Source organism: Streptomyces sp. NPDC048197, from assembly GCF_043202395.1.
In the GTDB taxonomy this organism is placed as follows: domain Bacteria; phylum Actinomycetota; class Actinomycetes; order Streptomycetales; family Streptomycetaceae; genus Streptomyces; species Streptomyces siderophoricus.
On record NZ_JBIDAJ010000051.1, the window covers coordinates 1 to 15,046 of the forward strand.

Below are 15,046 nucleotides of genomic sequence, written 5' to 3' on the forward strand. Positions count from 1 at the left end.
GGGGCCGGTGCCCGGCTCGTCGTGCCCGATGGGCTGGACGCGTTCACCTTCCTGTTCTCCGAGTCGGCGGGCCGTGCGGTCGTCGCCGTGCCGCGCAGCGAGGAAGTCCGCTTCACCGACATGTGCACCGTCCGGGGCCTGCCGGCCACCCGCATCGGCGTCGTCGACGGCGAAGAGATCGACATCCAGGGCGAGTTCAGCATCCCGCTCGGCGAACTGCGCACCGCCCACGAGAGCACCATCCCGGGGCTGATTGCCTGATCTGCTCCGCCTCGGAACGGCCCGCCGGTACGCCTGGCGGGCCGTTCCGCGTGCGGGGCCGGGCGCGGGCCCGGAGGCCCTTGCGTGAGGCGGGGCGGTTGTCAGTGCTGCCGCTTACGCTGAACGCATGTCTCCTGCCGCCCGGAAGTCGCGCTCCCGCCAGTACGACGAGAAGAAGACCCGCGCCGCCGTCCGCGCGCAGTTCGCGCACGTTCGCGCGACCGTGGGTGAGCTGACGGACGATCAGTTCGCGCTGCCGACCCGGCTGGGCGACTGGACGGTGCGGGAGCTCGTGGCGCATCTGGCGTTGGTGCTCGGCAGCGTGTCGCGTGCGCTCGCGCTGCCCGCCCCGCCGCAGGTGACGACCACCTTGCTGGACTGGCCGTTCGCCACCGCGCCGCTCGCCCCCGGGATCGACGCCGACACCCGCGCGCTGGCGTCCGGCAACGACCCCGTGGAGCTGCTGGCGCGCACCGCGGAGGAGTTCGAGCGCCTGCTGCCGCCGGAGGGTGTGGAGCGCCTGGTGGCCGCCCGGCCCGGCGCGATGCGGCTGGCCGACTACCTGGTCACCCGCTGCGTCGAGCTCGTCGTGCACACCGACGACCTGGCCGCGGCGACCGGCGCGGAGATCCCGTACGACCGCCAGGCGCTGGCCACCACGACGCGGCTGCTGGCCGACGCGCTGGCCGTCAAGGCGCCCGGCGGATCGGTCGAGGTCCGGGTGCCGCCGTTCGCCGTGGTGCAGTGCGTCGAGGGCCCCCGGCATACCCGCGGCACCCCGCCGAACGTCGTCGAGACCGACCCGCTGACCTGGATACGCCTGGCCACCGGCCGGACGACCTGGGACGCGGAGCTGGCCGCCGCGACGGTCAGCGCCAGCGGCGAGCGGGCCGGCCTCGCCGGCCAGCTGCCGGTGATGGGCTGACGGACGGCGGGCCGACAGCCCGAGCGGCTGCCCGACGGGGCGTGGGGACGGCTGGCCGATGGGCCGGGTGGCCGGTCAGTCCTTCGGATACGGCAGCAGCGTGGCGTCCACCGCCTCCCAGGCCGCCCGCAGCTCGCCCAGCAGCCGCCGTTCGTCCGGCGCCTTGTCGGCCTGCTCGCGCGGATCGCTGACGATGTGGAAGAGCTGGTCCTTGCCGGTCCTGCCGCGGTAGTACTTCCAGTCGCCGCGCCGCAGCGCCCGCTCGCCGCGTACCCGCCAGAAGAGGTCGCGCTCGGCGATCCGCTCACCGCGCAGCAGATGGCCGGCCAGGCTCGTACCGTCCAGCGGATGCCCGCGGTCCGGCCGGGCACCGGCGAGCTCCAGCAGCGTGGCCGTCCAGTCCGGGGTGAAGACCGGCTCATGGCTGACCTGGCCGGGGCGCAGCCGGGCCGGCCACCGCACGATGGTCGGCACGCGGATGCCGCCCTCCTGGAGCGAGGCCTTGTTCCCGGACAGCGGCCAGTTGTACGACCAGCGTTCGCCGCCGTTGTCGCTGGCGAAGAGGACCAGGGTGTCCTCCTCCTGGCCGGAGCGGCGCAGGGCGGCGAGGACCGCGCCGATCGAGCGGTCGAGGTCCTCGACCATCTCGCGGTACTTCTCCAGCGAGCCGCCGTCCTGGTGCCGGAGCGCGCCCGGCTCGCCCGCCTTGATCCGGCGGACGATCCTCGCGCTCTCCTCCTCGTCGCCGTCGGCGATCCACGGCCAGTGCGGGGTGGTGAAGTTGAGGTTCAGCAGCCAGGGCTTGTCATGGTCGCGTTCGATGTGGTCGATCGCCCGCTCGGTGAGGATCCGGGTGTAGTAGCGCAGGTCCCGGTACTCGGCGTCGCCCTCGTAGAGGTCGTACTCACCGGCGAGCCCCAGCTTCGAGTAGTACTCCAGCGCCCCGCCGAAATTGCCGAAGAAGGTCTCCCAGCCCGATGTGGTGGGGCTGTGGTCCGGCAGGTAGCCGCAGTGCCACTTGCCGATCAGCGCCGTCGAGTAGCCGGCGGTGCGCAGCAGCGAGGCGAGGGTGGGGTGGTGCGGGTCCAGGCCGGCGCTCCGGTCCGCGATCGGCTCGGCGAGCCCGCCCTTCGTACGGCCCGGGTACCGCCCGGTGTAGAGGGAGAAGCGGGTGGGCGAGCAGGTGGCGAAGCCGGCGTAGGCGTGGGTGAAGCGGACGCCCTGACGTGCCAGCCGGTCCAGGTGCGGCGTACGGATGTGGGGCGAGCCGTACGAGGACAGGTCGGCCCAGCCCAGGTCGTCGCCCAGGATGACGAGGATGTCGGGGCGTCGCGAGTGCCGGCCGGGCGCGGCGCGGAACGCCTCCTCGGTGAACGGGGCGGCCGCCGCGGCCGGGGTGGCGCCGGCCACCGGGGCGACGGCGCCCAGTCCGCCCACGGCGGCCGCGGCACCGGCGCCGGCGAGCCCGCCGAAGGCGCGCCGCGAGAGGCCGGAGGGCGGGACGGGGGCGGTGGGATCGGAGGGATCAGCGGAATCGGGGGAGTTGAGCGACATGTCGGGCGCCACGGAGGCGCGGACGGGGTCTTCGGACGGCATGGGTTCGACTCTCCGGAGTGATCGTCCCGGGGCGGGGTGCGGCGCGCGGGCCCCCGGGGACGGCGGCGGGCGGAGAGGCGTCGCGTATCTCACACCGGAACGCCGGGGCGCTCGTACGGCATTCAGTGCGTACGGCGCGAAAGCGGCATTCCGGGTGGCGACAGGAAGGGGTGAGGGCGCGACGAAAGGCCAGCTCAGAGGGGTGGTCCGGGAAAACCGCCGGACCCGCCGTCACCCGCAGCTACGCTGCTGATGCTCAGCGACAGATCGCGCTCGCGACGCGACCGAGGTCGACGTGGCGGCGGCGCACCAGGCGCTGCGCGGAGCGGGGCGCCCGCCAACACACCAGGTGCGCCAAGGGCTGCGGGGTCTGCATGGGCAGAAATCCTGTCCGCGTGGCCGTGACCACGTCAAGCACGCTTCATGTCCCGTTCATGCACTCATCCAGGAGCGCGGCCATCCCCGGTTCGGATGAATGCGCGACCTGCCCTAGACTCAAGGGCGTGCCACGTGGTGACGGACGACTCAACCACGACCTGCTCCCCGGCGAGAAGGGCCCCCAGGACGCATGCGGCGTCTTCGGTGTCTGGGCTCCGGGTGAAGAGGTCGCCAAACTCACCTATTTCGGGCTGTACGCGCTGCAGCACCGTGGACAGGAGTCCGCGGGCATCGCAGTGAGCAACGGCTCCCAGATCCTCGTCTTCAAGGACATGGGCCTGGTTTCCCAGGTCTTCGACGAGACTTCCCTCGGCTCCCTCCAGGGCCACATCGCCGTGGGCCATGCCCGCTACTCCACCACCGGTGCCTCGGTGTGGGAGAACGCCCAGCCGACGTTCCGCGCCACCGCGCACGGTTCCATCGCGCTCGGCCACAACGGCAACCTGGTCAACACGGCCCAGCTGGCCGAGATGGTCGCCGCGCTGCCCCGTGAGGGCGGCCGGGCCACCCAGGTCGCGGCGACCAACGACACCGACCTGGTGACCGCGCTGCTCGCCGGCCAGGTGGACGAGGACGGCAAGCCGCTGACCGTCGAGGAGGCCGCGCCGCGCGTCCTTCCCCAGGTCATGGGCGCCTTCTCGCTCTGCTTCATGGACGAGCACACGCTCTACGCCGCCCGCGACCCGCAGGGCATCCGCCCGCTGGTCCTCGGCCGGCTGGAGCGCGGCTGGGTGGTGGCCTCCGAGACCGCCGCCCTGGACATCGTCGGCGCCAGCTTCATCCGGGAGATCGAGCCCGGCGAGCTGGTCGCCATCGACGAGGACGGCCTGCGCAGCAGCCGCTTCGCCGAGGCCCGCCCCAAGGGCTGTGTCTTCGAGTACGTCTACCTCGCCCGTCCGGACACCGACATCGCCGGCCGCAACGTGTACCTCTCCCGCGTGGAGATGGGCCGCAAGCTGGCCGCCGAGGCGCCCGCCGACGCGGACCTGGTGATAGCGACGCCCGAGTCCGGCACCCCCGCCGCGGTCGGCTACGCCGAGGCCAGCGGCATCCCCTACGGGTCCGGCCTGGTCAAGAACTCCTACGTCGGCCGGACCTTCATCCAGCCCTCGCAGACCATCCGCCAGCTCGGCATCCGCCTCAAGCTCAACCCGCTCAAGGAAGTCATCCGCGGCAAGCGGCTGGTCGTCGTCGACGACTCGATCGTCCGCGGCAACACCCAGCGGGCGCTGGTGCGGATGCTGCGCGAGGCCGGTGCGGCCGAGGTCCACATCCGGATCTCCTCGCCGCCCATCAAGTGGCCGTGCTTCTTCGGCATCGACTTCGCCACCCGCGCGGAGCTGATCGCCAACGGGCTGAGCGTTGCGGAGATCGGCAAGTCCCTGGGCGCCGATTCGCTCGCGTACATCTCCATCGACGGCATGATCGAGGCGACCACGATCGCCAAGCCGAACCTGTGCCGTGCCTGCTTCGACGGCGAGTACCCGATGGAGCTGCCCGACCCGGAGCTGCTGGGCAAGCACCTCCTGGAGTCGGAGACCGCGGCACCGACGAAGTCCGACGTGGACGGCGTCCAGACGCTCACCGCCGGGGTCGGCGGGGCCGACGCGCTGCGTCGCCCGTAGAGCTCGTACACACACGACACGAAAGTTCTCAGCCATGTCCGCTGAACCTTCCGGCGCCAGCTACGCGAGCGCGGGCGTCGACATCGAAGCCGGCGACCGCGCCGTGGACCTGATGAAGGAGTGGGTGAAGAAGGCCACCCGCCCCGAGGTCGTCGGTGGGCTCGGGGGCTTCGCCGGCCTCTTCGACGCCTCCGCCCTCAAGCGCTACGAACGCCCGCTGCTGGCCTCGGCCACCGACGGCGTCGGCACCAAGGTCGACATCGCCCGCAAGATGGGCGTCTACGACACCATCGGCCACGACCTCGTCGGCATGGTCGTCGACGACCTCGTCGTGTGCGGCGCCGAGCCGCTGTTCATGACCGACTACATCTGCGTCGGCAAGGTCTACCCGGAGCGGGTCGCGGCGATCGTCAAGGGCATCGCCGAGGGCTGTGTGCTGGCCGGCTGTGCGCTGGTCGGCGGCGAGACCGCGGAGCACCCGGGCCTGCTGGGCGCGGACGAGTTCGACGTGGCGGGCGCCGGTACGGGCGTCGTCGAGGCGGACCGGCTGCTGGGCGCGGATCGTATCCGTACGGGCGACGCGGTGATCGCGATGGCCTCGTCCGGACTTCACTCGAACGGGTACTCCCTCGTCCGGCACGTCCTCTTCGACCGGGCCGGGATGACCCTCGACCAGGAGGTCGCCGAGTTCGGCCGGACCCTGGGCGAGGAGCTGCTGGAGCCCACGAAGATCTACTCGCTGGACTGCCTGGCGCTGACCCGGACGACCGAGGTCCACGCCTTCTCGCACATCACCGGCGGCGGACTGGCCAACAACCTCGCCCGGGTCGTCCCGGACGGGCTGCACGCCACCGTCGACCGCTCGACCTGGACGCCGGGCCCGGTCTTCGACCTGGTCGGCACGGCCGGCTCGGTCGAGCGCCTGGAGCTGGAGAAGACCCTGAACATGGGCGTCGGCATGATCGCCGTCGTCCCGCAGGAGTCGGTGGACGTGGCGCTGACCACGCTCGCCGACCGCGGGGTGGACGCCTGGGTCAGCGGTGAGATCGTCGAGCGCGGCGACCACGCCGACGCGGTGACCCTGACCGGTGACTACGCCGCCTGAGCGGACCGGCCGCCGCACCGGCACCCACCGGTGCGGCCGCCGCTGCGGTGCACCTCCGGCGGACCGGCACGGCCGGTTCCCGGCGGGACGGCGCCCGGACGCTCACGTTCCGGGCAGCACAAAACCCGGCCCGGGCAATGCCCAGGACCGGGTCCGTGATGCTGTCAGCGGGTGCCGCGAGCGCGCAGGACGTCAAGCACGACGACGTTGCTGGGAGGGGTCGCCCTCATCCTCGTCATCGTCGTCGTTGTACAGCTCTGCGTACCGTGCGTACGGGTCGTCGTCCTCGTCATCCTCGAACGGCTCCGCGTTCGGAGGCTGCTGGCTCGACGGCGCCGTAGTTGCACCCAGCTCGCTGGCCAGTGCTGAGAGATCCGTCCCACCGCTGTTGTACTTCAGCTGGCGGGCGACCTTTGTCTGCTTGGCCTTGGCCCGGCCGCGCCCCATGGGTCGACCCCCTCAGTGACGGGGCTCGATGGCCCCAGAGTCTTGACACGCGTTCATGGATCAGAGCGGGCTCTCGACAGAGAGACCGGCCCGTAGAGCTTTAACGGTACCTGCTTCCGCGGCCATACGGTACGTCGCCCGCATCACCCGCCGCTCGGCACGACCCGCAGGGCGCCCCGTCCCCGCTGGTCAACTGCGATTTTAACCTGTCCCGTGCGGCGACCCGCCGACGGGTGGTGAGGGATATCTCCCCGACCGGCCGTGGCGGGCCGCGCAAGGTGGTGTTTCCGGCCGCCCTGGCCGGAACGTTCGGTCAGCTCCTCCGTGCCTCCGCCATCCGCTGCTCCGCGAGCCGGTCGGCGGCCGCCGCCGGCGGGATCCCATCGGCCTTCGCACGAGCGAATATTGCCAGCGTGGTGTCGAAGATCTTCGCCGCCTTGGTCTTGCAGCGGTCGAAGTCGAAGCCGTGCAGTTCGTCGGCCACCTGGATGACGCCGCCGGCGTTCACGACGTAGTCGGGGGCGTAGAGGATGCCGCGGTCGGAGAGGTCCTTCTCGACGCCGGGGTGCGCGAGCTGGTTGTTGGCCGCGCCGCACACCACCTTCGCGGTGAGCACCGGCACCGAGTCGTCGCTGAGCGCCCCGCCCAGCGCGCACGGCGCGTACACGTCCAGGCCCTCGGTGCGGATCAGCGCCTCGGTGTTGGCGACCGCGGTGACCTGCGGGTGCTCGGCGCGGACCCGCGCCACCGCGTCGGCCCGGACGTCCGTGATCACGACCTCGGCACCGTCCTTGAGGAGGTGCTCGACGAGGAGGTGCCCGACCTTGCCCACACCGGCGATGCCCACCTTGCGGCCGCGCAGCGTCGGGTCGCCCCACAGGGCTTGTGCCGAGGCGCGCATGCCCTGGAAGACGCCGTAGGCGGTCAGGACGGAGGAGTCGCCGGCGCCGCCGTTCGCGGGGGAGCGGCCGGTGGTCCACTTGTTCGTACGGGCGACCACGTCCATGTCGGCGACGTACGTGCCGACGTCGCACGCGGTGACGTAGCGGCCCCCGAGCGAGGCCACGAACCGGCCGTAGGCGAGCAGCAGTTCCTCGGTCTTGATCAGATCGGGATCGCCGATGATCACGGCCTTGCCGCCGCCGTGGTCCAGCCCGGCGAGGGCGTTCTTGTAGGACATGCCGCGCGAGAGGTTCAGGGCGTCCAGCACGGCCTCCTCCTCGGAGGCGTAGGCGTGGAAGCGGGTGCCACCGAGGGCGGGACCCAGCGCGGTGCTGTGAATGGCGATCACTGCCTTCAGGCCACTGGCCCGGTCCTGGCAGAGAACGACCTGCTCATGGCCCCCTTGTTCCGATCGGAACAGGGTGTGCAGAACGCCGCCGTCGGTGCCGGCGGGGGCCGGACGTACGTCAGTCACGGTGGTGACTCCCATAAGTCGCGAAGGACGCCCTCCTACGGGTGGGGAGGGCCGGTTGGGAAGAGCGTAAGACCTGCGACGGCGGTTGATCGGTCAGGTGCCGAGGATCACCCTCTCCCGGGGGACGGACGTGGGACGATCTGGTCGTATCGCAGGCCGGTCGGGGGCCCTCGGGCGTGTCGGGCACGCCGTGCGGCGGGTCCTCGGGCGGTGGACTTCCTCGTAAGGAGCGGGCGTGGCCCTGGCGTCATCGGTGAAGGTCCCGTACATGGCATACCTGCGGGTCTACGAGCCGCTGGCAGCGTTCCCCGAGCCGGAGCGCTCCCACTGGGCGCGCTATGCCAAGCGGGAGGACACCCCCACCGCCCAGGACGAGCAGCGCCGGGCGCTGGCCGACCTGCTGCCGACCCCGCCGGTGCCGGTCCCGGTCCACGAGAGCGCGGACGCCTTCGTCGCGGTCGTGAACGAGGTGGTGTGCGTCTGCCCCTGGCGCACCCGGCTGCGCGGCTGGCAGGCCCTGGAGGGCCTGGAGGAGCTGCTTCCGGCGGCGGTGCTGGACGCGGCGCTGCCCCCGGTGGTGCGCCGGCAGGCCGCCACCGACTACGAGCAGTGGCGCGAGCGCAACCCCGACGCCCGGCCGTGGATCCGCGGCGCGTCCTGGCACGTCCCGGTCCGCTGGTTCGTCCTCTTCGACGACGCCGAGCGGGAGTACGCGGAGGGTGACCAGGGGACGGTGCTGCGTTACCGCACGCCGATGGTGCAGGCCAGACGGCGGGTCGCGCGGGGATTGCGGACGCTGCGGAACGCCCTGGAAGAGGGCCCGCTGATCGACGGCCTGGTAGATGTGGGGCGCTGGCTCGAGGAATTCCACCCACGCTCGCTCGTGGAACTGGACTACGGAGGGCTGGTGCACGCGGTGCCCGAGGGGCAGCTCGCCGAGGACCGTTCCGCCGCCGAGGTGGCGGAGGGACTGGCGGCGCTGCGCGAGGGGGACGGCGAGCGGGCCGGTGCCGCGTACGAGAAGCTCTCCCAGCGGTGGCGCGCGGTCCGCGAACGTCAGTTCTCGAGCTGACCGCCCGAACTCTTTCCCGAGTTCACGGTGCTGTCGTACGGTGCTCGCTTCACGGTGGTCGGGCGGTAAGGGACGTAGGTCCTCAACCGGGCGATTGCCCCGCGATTGCCCCAAGCGTGACCTAAAGCACTTACTTCGGGTCTTGCTAGCAAGCCTCTTCCTCGTGCCAAAATAGGACAAGGAGCCCGACCCGGGCTCCTTCCGTCCAACTAAGGGCGGATAGATCGGTATTGCGGTCCTTGAGGGGTCTCGTGGCGGCTGAGCCCGTTGTGACTGATCGTCACGGCGGTGTGACTGTCCGCTATGGCACGGTCCATCGGCATCCGCCGAGGTTGAACACCTGAGAGGGCAATTCCATCGGTTTGGCCGACGTGGCTGGACAGATGGTGTAGTTGTAGTGCCGAGGACAAGCCGTTCGTCCTATAACCGACTCGGCCCGCGTCCGCCATTTCGGGCAACGCGGGTCAAGGTGCAGAATTTAGAGGAAAGAACCGTGATGGTTCGGTTCTCCCGAGGAGGCCGCTCATGACCGCTCGCACCCCTGACGCCGAGCCGCTGCTGACCCCTGCCGAGGTTGCCACGATGTTCCGTGTCGACCCCAAGACGGTCACCCGCTGGGCCAAGGCAGGCAAGCTCACGTCCATCCGCACGCTCGGAGGGCATCGGCGTTACCGCGAGGCTGAGGTCCGCGCACTGCTGGCGGGCATTCCGCAGCAGCGCAGCGAGGCCTGAAAAGCCGCGTAGCCAGGCCGTTTTCGGGGCCCCCAACCCGAAAACGCCCGCTTCGCGCACCAGGCTCGACCTGCTCCACCACGCTTCACACAGCTTCATACGACGCGGCGTCTGACCCCAACAGGCCCCACACCCGCTCCACTGGGTACGTCACCGATCGCGCTGGACTCCGCCGGGTCCAGCGCGATTTTCATGTGTACGGCCGCTCCAGGGCCGGTCAGAAGGCTCGGGTCAGCTGTCGCCGGGGCCGGCGCCCGGTGGCGTCCACGGCGCCTTGAGGGGCCCTCCGAGGGCCTTCAGGAGTGACTCCGGGAATGGGTATTCGATGCACCCGGAGGGTGGTGCAATTGCACATATTAAATTGACCCGTTGTAGGGCGGGTGTAAGTTCCCTGCCCGGCAAAAGTTGTTCGGTGACTCCCGTCACACGGCGCGCCGCTTGTGGCCATCCGCCCACTGCGGTAGGGGAATTGCCCCCTCCCGGGAGGCGTTTTCCCTCGCCACCCTTTCCCACTCTTCCCCGGCCGTTCCCACGCTCCCACCGGACAAGACGCCGTGTGGGCGTCCTTGGTCACCGTGGCGCGGGACTTTTGTCCTCGGCCTCCGGGGGCTCGCAGGCGGCCGGCGCGGGGGCCGGGGCGGAAGCGGGTGCGGCCGGCGCCGCGGCAGGCCCGGAGCGGGCCGTGTGCGGCTCCATGGCGAGCCGCAGCAGCTGATGGCAGATGGGGCAGTGCCGCATCCGGTGGCGGTAGCCCTGGGCCGCGGCCAGATGGGCTCGCAGCAGCGCTCTGGTTTCGTGCCGTACCGCAGTCGTCATCGTGCGTACCTCCCCGGCCCCCACAAACCTCCCCAAGTGAGTACCGGCGCCGGAAGGTCCCGTCAATACAGCGGGCAGCAAAGCAGTCACGGGCCGCAGCCGACGGCGCGCGAAGGGCGGAGGCGGCGGACGTGTGCCGGACCGGCGTACGGGCCACGGCGGACGCGCGGCGGTCGCATGGCGGTCGCGCGGCGGGTACGGCGCACGACAAACACAGAACGGCCCGCATCCAAGAAGGATGCGGGCCGAACAGAGGCGGTCCTGACGGGATTTGAACCCGCGGCCTCCACCTTGACAGGGTGGCGAGCACTCCAAACTGCTCCACAGGACCTTGCGTTTTGCTTTCCGCTTGCGGCGGGCTGCGAAGCAAGACTGTACAGCAGGTCAGGGGGTGCGGTCGAACTCGATACCGGAGGCCCGCCCTCAGGCGGGCACCGCCGCGTCCACCGCCTTCATGATCCGCTTGTCGGAGACCGGATAGGCGGTCCCCAGGGCGTGCGCGAAGTAGCTGACCCGGAGCTCCTCGATCATCCAGCGGATCTCCCGGGCCTCGGCCGGCACCGCACGGCCCGGCGGGAACTGCTCCAGCAGCCAGGCGTATTCGTCCTGCATCTCCTTCACCTTCGCCATGCGGGTGCGGTCCCGCTCGGCGTTGGTCGGCAGCTGCGTCAGACGGCGGTCGGCGGCGATCAGATAGCGCATCAGGTCCGGCAGCCGCTTGGCGCCGTGCGCGGTCACGAAGCCGGGCCTGATGAGCTCCGCCAGCTGCGCCTTGACGTCCGTCAGCGACGGCAGCAGCGAGGGGAAGGACGTCTCCTTCAGCCGGCGCTCACACGCCTGCCAGGCGGCCAGCACCTCCTGCACCTGCTGGATCGTCCGCAGCGTGACGTCCACCAGGTCGGCCCGGACCGCGTCGAACAGCTTGCGGAAGGACTCCTCGTCCCACGCCGGTCCGCCCCGTGCCGCGATCAGCCGGTCCGCGGCGGCGGTCACGCAGTCGTCGAAGAGCGCCGCGATCGAACCGTGCGGATTGCGGGACAGCGCGAGCTTCTGCTGGTTGCTCAGCTTGTCCTGGGCGAACTTGGCGGGATTGGAGGGGATGTTGAGCAGGATGAGGCGGCGGGTGCCCGCCCACATCGCCGACTGCTGCGCGGCCTCGGTGTCGAAGAGCCGGACCGCGACGCTGCTTCCCTCGTCCACCAGCGCCGGATACGCCTTCAGCAGCTGGCCAGCCCGCCGGGTCTCGACCGTGCGCGGCAGCGTGCCGATCGTCCAGGACGTCAGGCCGGTGCGCTGCTCCACGCCGGCCGGTGCCGCCTCGTCGGCCGCGGGCCCGCCGCCCTTGCGGCCCCGGCCGGGCCGCTCCGCGGCCTGCTCGAAGGCCTTGGAGATGGCCGCCTGGGTCTTCGGCTTCAGCTTGTGCCGCAGCGCCTCCAGGTCCTTGGCCTCGGCGAGCTTGCGCCGTCGCTCGTCGACCACCCGGAAGGTGATCTTGAGGTGGTCGGGGACCTTGTCCGGGTCGAAGTCCGCCGGATCGACGGGCACGCCCACCATCCGCTGCAGCCCGGCGGCCAGCGAGGCCGTCAGGGCGCCCTGCAGCGGCACCGCCGAGTCCAGGAAGCGGGCCGCGAAGTTCGGCGCCGGGACGTAGTTGCGCCGGATCGGCTTGGGCAGCGACCGGATCAGCTCCGTCACCAACTGCTCGCGCAAACCCGGGATCTGCCAGTCGAAGCCTTCGGAGGAGACCTGGTTGAGGACCTGCAGCGGGATGTGGACGGTCACACCGTCCGCGTCCGCGCCCGGCTCGAACTGGTACGTGACCTTGAACTTCAGCTTTCCCTGCCGCCAGGAATCCGGGTAGTCGTCCTTCGTGACGGCCTCGGCGGACTCGTTGATGAGCATCGAGTGCTCGAAGTTCAGCAGCTCCGGCTCGTCCCGGCGCTTGGTCTTCCACCAGGAGTCGAAGTGGGCGCCGGAGACGACGTGGTCGGGGATCCGCCGGTCGTAGAAGTCGAAGAGCGTCTCGTCGTCCACGAGGATGTCGCGGCGCCGGGCCCGGTGCTCCAACTCCTCGACCTCACCGAGGAGTTTGCGGTTGTCATGGAAGAACTGGTGGTGGGTGCGCCAGTCGCCCTCGACCAGGGCATTGCGGATGAACAGCTCGCGCGAGGTCTCCGGATCGATCCGGCCGTAGTTGACCTTGCGCTGGGCGACGATCGGTACGCCGTAGAGCGTGACCCGCTCGTACGCCATCACCGCGGCCATCTTCTGTTCCCAGTGCGGCTCGCTGTACGTGCGCTTGACCAGGTGCTGGGCGAGCGGCTCGATCCACTCCGGCTCGACCTTGGCGTTCACCCGTGCCCACAGCCGGGAGGTCTCGACCAGCTCGGCGGACATCACCCAGCGCGGGGGCTTCTTGAAGAGCGCGGAGCCGGGGAAGACCGCGAACTTGGCGCTCCGGGCGCCGAGGTACTCGTTCTTGGCCTCGGTGTCCTTCAGTCCGATGTGCGAAAGCAAACCGGCGAGGAGGGAGGTGTGGATGTGGTCCGGTGCCGCGTCCTCCTCGCTCAGATGGATCCCCATCGTCTTGGCGACCGTACGCAGCTGGGAGTAGATGTCCTGCCACTCGCGTATCCGCAGGTAGTTCAGGAACTCGTTGCGGCACATCCGGCGGAAGGCCGACGAGGACAGCTCCTTCTGCTGCTCGCGCACATAGCGCCAGAGATTCAGGAACGCCAGGAAGTCGCTGGTCTCGTCCTTGAAGCGGGCGTGCTGCTGATCGGCCTGCTGCTGCTTGTCGGACGGCCGCTCGCGCGGGTCCTGGATGGACAGCGCGGCCGCGATGACCATGACCTCGCGGACGCAGCCGTTGCGGTCCGCCTCCAGCACCATCCGGGCCAGCCGCGGGTCGACCGGCAGCTGGGACAGCTTGCGGCCGGTCTGTGTGAGCCGCTTCTTCGGATCCTTCTGCTTCGGATCGAGCGCGCCGAGCTCTTCGAGGAGCTGCACGCCGTCCTTGATGTTGCGGCGGTCCGGCGGATCGATGAACGGGAACTTCTCGATGTCGCCGAGGCCGGCCGCGGTCATCTGCAGGATGACGGAGGCGAGGTTGGTCCGGAGGATCTCCGCGTCGGTGAACTCGGGGCGGGAGAGGAAGTCGTCCTCGGAGTACAGCCGGATGCAGATGCCGTCGCTGGTCCGGCCGCAGCGGCCCTTGCGCTGGTTGGCGCTGGCCTGCGAGACCGGCTCGATGGGCAGCCGCTGGACCTTGGTGCGGTAGCTGTAGCGGGAGATCCGGGCCATGCCCGGGTCGATGACGTACCGGATGCCCGGCACGGTCAGCGAGGTCTCGGCGACGTTCGTGGCCAGCACGATCCGCCGGCCGGTATGGCGCTGGAAGACGCGGTGCTGCTCGGCGTGCGACAGCCGGGCGTACAGCGGCAGCACCTCGGTGTGCGGCAGCTGCTTCTTGTTGAGCGCGTCCGCGGTGTCGCGGATCTCCCGCTCGCCGGAGAGGAAGACCAGGATGTCGCCCGGCCCCTCGGCCTGCAGCTCGTCCACCGCGTCGCAGATCGCGGTGATCTGGTCGCGGTCGGCGTCGGTGCCGCCCTCTTCCAGCAGCGGGCGGTAGCGCACCTCCACCGGATACGTACGGCCGGACACCTCGACGATCGGCGCGGTGGGAGCCTCGTCGCCGTCGCCCGCGGCGGCGTCCGCCGCTCCGACCGTGGCGAACGAGCCGAAGTGCCGCGCGAACCGCTCCGGGTCGATGGTCGCGGAGGTGATCACGACCTTCAGGTCGGGGCGCCGGGGCAGCAGCTGCGCCAGATAACCGAGGATGAAGTCGATGTTGAGGCTGCGCTCGTGCGCCTCGTCGATGATGATCGTGTCGTACTGGCGCAGCTCGCGGTCGGTCTGGATCTCGGCGAGCAGGATGCCGTCCGTCATCAGCTTGACGAGGGTGTCGGCGCCGACCTGGTCGGTGAAGCGGACCTTCCAGCCGACCACCTCGCCCAGCGGGGTCTTCAGCTCCTCCGCGACGCGCTCGGCGACCGTACGGGCCGCGATCCGGCGCGGCTGGGTGTGCCCGATCAGACCGCGCACGCCCCGGCCGAGCTCCAGGCAGATCTTCGGGATCTGGGTCGTCTTGCCGGAGCCGGTCTCACCGGCCACGATCACGACCTGGTGGTCGCGGATCGCGGCGAGGATGTCGTCCTTCTTCTGGCTGACCGGCAGCTCTTCCGGATACGTGATCTCCGGGAGCGCGGCACGCCGCTGGGCGACCCGCAGCTCGGCCTCGTCGATGCCGTCGGCGATCTCGGCGAGCACGGCGGCCCGGGCTTCGGGCTTACGGATCCGGCGCGCGCCGTCGAGCCGGCGCCCCAGCCGCTGCGCGTCGCGCAGCATCAGCTCGGGCAGGCGTTCGCTCAGCGCGGGGAGGGTGGGAGCAGCGGTGCCGGGCGGGGTGGAGGAGATGCCGTCGGGCAGGGCGGAGGCAGGCTGACTGGACATACGTCCCCCAGGATCTCACCTCGGGTGAAGGACTGGCGAACCATTTGCCGGCCCGGCCGGGCGCCCGCCCGCGGACGGCCTCCCGTACGGGAATGTCGGA

At 70.7% G+C, this 15,046-nt stretch carries 12 protein-coding genes and 1 tRNA gene; 6 read left to right on the forward strand and 7 right to left on the reverse strand.

What is annotated here, in order from left to right; translation table 11 throughout:
- Both ACGF4C_RS36490 and ACGF4C_RS36495 read left to right on the forward strand, forming a co-directional pair.
- A partial coding sequence (locus ACGF4C_RS36490) for an AIR synthase-related protein (RefSeq protein ID WP_393572493.1) occupies window positions 1-261 on the forward strand: 261 nt, incomplete at its 5' end.
- A 127-nt stretch (window positions 262-388) separates the two neighbouring features.
- Window positions 389-1,186: a sterol carrier family protein gene (locus ACGF4C_RS36495; protein ID WP_393572495.1), complete on the forward strand. Its 798-nt coding sequence runs from the start codon at window positions 389-391 to the stop codon at window positions 1,184-1,186.
- Window positions 1,187-1,261: 75 nt separating this feature from the next.
- On the opposite strand, the gene ACGF4C_RS36500 is transcribed toward ACGF4C_RS36495, so the two are convergent.
- Both ACGF4C_RS36500 and ACGF4C_RS36505 read right to left on the reverse strand, forming a co-directional pair.
- On the reverse strand, window positions 1,262-2,782 hold the full coding sequence (locus tag ACGF4C_RS36500; RefSeq protein WP_393572497.1) for a sulfatase: 1,521 nt from the start codon (window positions 2,780-2,782) through the stop codon (window positions 1,262-1,264).
- A 256-nt stretch (window positions 2,783-3,038) separates the two neighbouring features.
- Window positions 3,039-3,158, reverse strand: coding sequence for a putative leader peptide (locus tag ACGF4C_RS36505; RefSeq protein WP_351533618.1), 120 nt, complete (start codon window positions 3,156-3,158; stop codon window positions 3,039-3,041).
- Between the two features lie 127 nt (window positions 3,159-3,285).
- Between ACGF4C_RS36505 and purF the strand changes: the two genes are divergently transcribed.
- Both purF and purM read left to right on the forward strand, forming a co-directional pair.
- Window positions 3,286-4,845 (forward strand): amidophosphoribosyltransferase, encoded by a 1,560-nt coding sequence (gene purF, locus ACGF4C_RS36510; RefSeq protein WP_030416655.1) that lies wholly within the window; start codon window positions 3,286-3,288, stop codon window positions 4,843-4,845.
- Window positions 4,846-4,879: 34 nt separating this feature from the next.
- Window positions 4,880-5,950, forward strand: coding sequence for a phosphoribosylformylglycinamidine cyclo-ligase (gene purM / locus ACGF4C_RS36515; RefSeq protein WP_201811733.1), 1,071 nt, complete (start codon window positions 4,880-4,882; stop codon window positions 5,948-5,950).
- A 192-nt stretch (window positions 5,951-6,142) separates the two neighbouring features.
- Here the strand turns inward: purM and ACGF4C_RS36520 are convergent, their stop codons facing one another.
- Both ACGF4C_RS36520 and ACGF4C_RS36525 read right to left on the reverse strand, forming a co-directional pair.
- The gene (locus ACGF4C_RS36520) at window positions 6,143-6,397 is read right to left on the reverse strand and encodes a DUF3073 domain-containing protein (RefSeq protein ID WP_393572500.1); all 255 of its coding nucleotides are present in this window, start codon (window positions 6,395-6,397) and stop codon (window positions 6,143-6,145) included.
- 313 nt (window positions 6,398-6,710) lie between these two features.
- Window positions 6,711-7,829, reverse strand: a complete 1,119-nt coding sequence (locus ACGF4C_RS36525) for a Leu/Phe/Val dehydrogenase (RefSeq protein ID WP_393572502.1) — start codon at window positions 7,827-7,829, stop codon at window positions 6,711-6,713.
- A 220-nt stretch (window positions 7,830-8,049) separates the two neighbouring features.
- On the opposite strand from ACGF4C_RS36525, the gene ACGF4C_RS36530 reads away from it, so the two are divergent.
- Together ACGF4C_RS36530 and bldC are read left to right on the forward strand one after the other, a co-directional pair.
- Entirely contained in the window at window positions 8,050-8,886 is an 837-nt protein-coding gene (locus tag ACGF4C_RS36530) for a hypothetical protein (protein ID WP_362146475.1), read from the forward strand.
- 525 nt (window positions 8,887-9,411) lie between these two features.
- Window positions 9,412-9,618: a developmental transcriptional regulator BldC gene (bldC, locus tag ACGF4C_RS36535; RefSeq protein WP_003949541.1), complete on the forward strand. Its 207-nt coding sequence runs from the start codon at window positions 9,412-9,414 to the stop codon at window positions 9,616-9,618.
- Between the two features lie 570 nt (window positions 9,619-10,188).
- Here bldC and ACGF4C_RS36540 read toward each other — a convergent pair.
- The 3 genes from ACGF4C_RS36540 to hrpA all read right to left on the reverse strand — a co-directional run bounded on the left by ACGF4C_RS36540 (window position 10,189) and on the right by hrpA (window position 14,946).
- Window positions 10,189-10,434 carry a DUF6274 family protein gene (locus tag ACGF4C_RS36540; protein ID WP_393572504.1) on the reverse strand — a complete coding sequence of 82 codons (246 nt, stop codon included), beginning with the start codon at window positions 10,432-10,434 and terminating at the stop codon, window positions 10,189-10,191.
- A gap of 256 nt (window positions 10,435-10,690) precedes the next feature.
- Window positions 10,691-10,765: transfer RNA gene (locus ACGF4C_RS36545), tRNA-Asp, on the reverse strand.
- A 92-nt stretch (window positions 10,766-10,857) separates the two neighbouring features.
- Window positions 10,858-14,946, reverse strand: coding sequence for an ATP-dependent RNA helicase HrpA (gene hrpA / locus ACGF4C_RS36550; protein ID WP_393572506.1), 4,089 nt, complete (start codon window positions 14,944-14,946; stop codon window positions 10,858-10,860).
- Between the last annotated feature and the right edge of the window lie 100 nt (window positions 14,947-15,046).